Raw genomic sequence first — 3,694 nt, 5'->3', positions numbered from 1 at the left:
GAGCACCGCCGCGACGTCCGCGCCGTGCACCAGTCCCCCCGCGGCGATCAGCGGCAGGTCGGTCGCCGCCGCGATCAGGCGCAACCCCGCCAGCACACCGTGCAGCTCGCCACCGAACGGGTCCGTGACGTCGTCGGTGAACACCCCGCGGTGGCCACCGGCCTCGAATCCCTGCACACACAGCGCGTCGGCGCCGACCGCGGCCGCCTCGCGGGCCTCGTCCGGTGAGGTCACGGTCACCACGATGATGCTGCCCGCCTCGTGCAGCCGGTCGACGTCGGACTCCAGCGGCACCCCGAAGGTGAAGGAGACCACCGGGACCCGGGCCTCGACGAGCAGGTCCAGCTTGGCCGCGTAGCCGTCGTCGTCCCAGCGCGGGTCACCGGGTTCGACGCCGTAGCGTCCGCCCTCGGCCCGCAGGCGGGCCGTGTACGGGGACAGGTCCACAGTGGACCTGATCCCGGGCACGAACAGGTTCACACCGAACGCGTCGTCCGACAGGGCGCGGGCGGTGCTGATCTGGTCGGCCAGGGCCGCGGCGCTGAGGTAGCCCCCCGCCAGGAACCCGAAGGCCCCGGCACGCGCCGTGGCGGCGACGAGCTCCGGCGTGGACGGCCCCCCGGCCATCGGCGCGGCGATCACGGGCACGCGCAAGCTGTCGAACATGGGCCAAGCCTACGAATCGGCGCGGCCGCCGTGTGACGCGGCCACGGGTTCACGGGATCCGGTGCGGTGGGCGTCGGGGACGCGGGCTACTTCTTGCCCTTACCGCCCTTGCCCTTGTCGCCCTTGCCCTTCTCCCCCTTGTCGCCACCGTCGCCCCCGCCCGCGGACAGCGCGGCGACGAACGCCTCCTGCGGCACCTCGACGCGCCCCACGGTCTTCATCTTCTTCTTGCCTTCCTTCTGCTTCTCCAGCAGCTTGCGCTTGCGCGAGATGTCCCCGCCGTAGCACTTGGCCAGCACGTCCTTGCGGATCGCGCGCACCGTCTCCCGGGCGATGATGCGGCCCCCGACGGCCGCCTGGATCGGCACCTCGAACTGCTGCCGCGGGATCAGCTCGCGCAGCCGGTTGGTCATCTTGTTGCCGTAGGGGTAGGCGAAGTCCTTGTGCACGATCGCCGAGAAGGCGTCCACCGTCTCGCCCTGCAGCAGGATGTCCACCTTCACCAGGTCGGCCGCCTGCTGCCCGGCCTCCTCGTAGTCCAGGGAGGCGTAGCCGCGCGTGCGCGACTTCAGCGAGTCGAAGAAATCGAAGATGATCTCGCCAAGGGGCAGCTGGTACCGCAGTTCCACCCGGTCCTCGGACAGGTAGTCCATGCCGAGCAGCTGCCCGCGCTTGCCCTGGCACAGTTCCATCACCGCACCGATGAACTCGGACGGCGCGATCACGGTGACCTTGCTGACCGGTTCGTGCACCTCCGCGATCTTGCCGCCGGTGGGCCAGTCCGAGGGGTTGGTCACCTGGAGTTCGGAGCCGTCCTCCAGGTAGACGTCGTAGACCACGTTCGGTGCGGTGGCGATGAGGTCCAGCCCGAACTCCCGCTCCAGCCGCGCCCGGGTGATCTCCAGGTGCAGCAGGCCGAGGAACCCGCAGCGGAAGCCGAAGCCGAGCGCCACCGAGGTCTCCGGCTCGTAGCTCAGCGCCGCGTCGTTGAGCTGCAGCTTGTCCAGGGCGTCCCGCAGGTCCGGGTAGTCGGAGCCGTCCACCGGGTACAGACCGGAGAACACCATCGGGACCGGTTCGCGGTAACCCGCGAGCGGCGCGTCGGCACCCCGGCGGGCCGTGGTCACCGTGTCGCCGACCTTGGCCTGCCGGACGTCCTTGACCCCGGTGATCAGGTAGCCCACCTCGCCGACCCCGAGCCCCTCGCACGGCTTCGGGTCGGGCGAGATGACCCCGACCTCCAGCAGCTCGTGGGTGGCGCCGCTGTGCATCATCGTGACCCGCTCCCGCGGGGTGATCCGCCCGTCGACGACGCGGATGTAGGTCACCACGCCCCGGTAGGCGTCGTACACCGAGTCGAAGATCAGCGCGCGCGGCGGCCCGTCCGGGTCGCCCTCGGGCGGCGGCACCTGGCCCACCACCTGGTCGAGCAGCTCCGGCACCCCCGCACCGGTCTTCGCCGAGACCCGGAGCACGTCGTCCGGCTCGCACCCGATGATGTGCGCCAGTTCGGCGGCGTACTTGTCCGGCTCGGCGGCCGGGAGGTCGATCTTGTTCAGGACCGGGATGATGTGCAGGTCCTTGTCCAGGGCGAGGTAGAGGTTCGCCAGCGTCTGCGCCTCGATGCCCTGGGCCGCGTCCACGAGCAGGATGGCCCCCTCACAGGCCTCCAGCGCCCGGGACACCTCGTAGGTGAAGTCGACGTGCCCCGGGGTGTCGATGAGGTGCAGCACGTGCTCGCGACCGTCCCGGGTCCACGGCAGGCGCACGTTCTGCGCCTTGATCGTGATGCCGCGCTCGCGCTCCAGGTCCATCCGGTCGAGGTACTGGTCCCGCATCGTCCGCTCCTCGACCACCCCGGTGAGCTGCAGCATGCGGTCGGCCAGGGTCGACTTGCCGTGGTCGATGTGCGCGATGATGCAGAAGTTCCGGATGAACTCCGGCGGTGTGAACGTGGTGTCTGCGGACGGACGTGTCGGTGTCACTCGCTACCTCGGGCTCGCTCGTGGCTGGTGGGCTCCATGGTCCCACGCCGCGCGTGGGCGGCTCGGCCGCCACCCCGCCTCAGCCCGGTCGGACGTCGGTCCGCAGCGGGTGGTCCGGCGGGACCTCGACCAGCACGATCCGGGTGCCGTCCGGGTCACTGAGCCAGGCCTCGTCCAGCCCCCACGCCTCCCGGCGCGGCTCCCGGTCCGGCCACACGCCCTTCTGCCGCAGTTCGGCGAGGGTGACCGTGAGGTCGCGCACCTGGAGCCACAGCGCCACGTCCGGTGTGCGGGCCCCGCCGCCCTTCCCCACGATCTCCAGCAGCCCGCCGCCGAGGAAGAACACGGTGCCGCCGGGGAAGTCCCGGTACACCGCCAGGCCCAGCGTGTCGCGGTAGAACGCCGTGGTCACCTCCGGGTCGTCCGGGATGAGCAGCGTACGGCTGTTGAGCACGTCCATGGCGACCACCGTCTCACGGGTGAGGGTGCGGCGTGCGGCGCCGACGGCGTTGCTAGACTGGCCGACTGTTGCCGTGTGGCATTCCGCCAGGGAGGAAGGCTGGCCCCGGGCCGGCGCCACGACGACGCGGCGACGGATTCCACGATCGAGAGGGAGCGGCACATGGCCAACATCAAGTCGCAGATGAAGCGCATCCGCACCAACGAGGAGGCGCGCCAGCGCAACCAGTCGGTGAAGTCGGCGACCAAGACCGCGATCCGCAAGTTCCGGCGCGCCGCCGACGCCGGCGACAAGGCCACGGCGGTGCAGCTGCAGCGCAACGCCGCCCGCGCCCTCGACAAGGCGGTGAGCAAGGGCGTGCTGCACAAGAACCAGGCGGCGAACAAGAAGTCCGCCATGGCCCAGCGCGTCAACAAGCTCTGACGACCGGCCGCCCGGTCTTCGCGGCCCCCGGCGACCCCCGGCGACGTCCGTGGTGGTCACCGGGGGTTTCGTGTGTCCGGGGCGGGTTCCGTGGGTCCGGGGCGGCGGTCGCCGGGTGGCGGGACCGTCGGGTCCGTCCGGGCTCAGCGGCGGCCGCGGT

Annotated in this window: 4 protein-coding genes; 1 reads left to right on the top strand and 3 read right to left on the bottom strand. The window is 71.3% G+C overall.

What is annotated here, in order from left to right; translation table 11 throughout:
- The 3 genes from ACTIR_RS24140 to ACTIR_RS0118070 form a co-directional block, all read right to left on the bottom strand.
- On the bottom strand, nt 1–666 hold a 666-nt coding region (locus ACTIR_RS24140), incomplete at its 3' end, for a nitronate monooxygenase (RefSeq protein ID WP_034240803.1).
- Between the two features lie 86 nt (nt 667–752).
- On the bottom strand, nt 753–2,651 hold the full coding sequence (lepA, locus tag ACTIR_RS0118075; protein ID WP_026455336.1) for a translation elongation factor 4: 1,899 nt from the start codon (nt 2,649–2,651) through the stop codon (nt 753–755).
- A 79-nt stretch (nt 2,652–2,730) separates the two neighbouring features.
- Nucleotides 2,731–3,111 carry a VOC family protein gene (locus ACTIR_RS0118070; RefSeq protein ID WP_026455335.1) on the bottom strand — a complete coding sequence of 127 codons (381 nt, stop codon included), beginning with the start codon at nt 3,109–3,111 and terminating at the stop codon, nt 2,731–2,733.
- Between the two features lie 162 nt (nt 3,112–3,273).
- Between ACTIR_RS0118070 and rpsT the strand changes: the two genes are divergently transcribed.
- Nucleotides 3,274–3,534, top strand: a complete 261-nt coding sequence (rpsT, locus tag ACTIR_RS0118065; protein WP_026455334.1) for a 30S ribosomal protein S20 — start codon at nt 3,274–3,276, stop codon at nt 3,532–3,534.
- Nucleotides 3,535–3,694: the final 160 nt, after the last annotated feature.

The sequence above is a fragment of the Saccharomonospora iraqiensis subsp. iraqiensis genome, from assembly GCF_000430445.1.
In the GTDB taxonomy this organism is placed as follows: domain Bacteria; phylum Actinomycetota; class Actinomycetes; order Mycobacteriales; family Pseudonocardiaceae; genus Saccharomonospora; species Saccharomonospora iraqiensis.
Note: the sequence above shows the minus strand (reverse complement) of the source record. Positions and strands in the feature narration are given on the sequence as shown.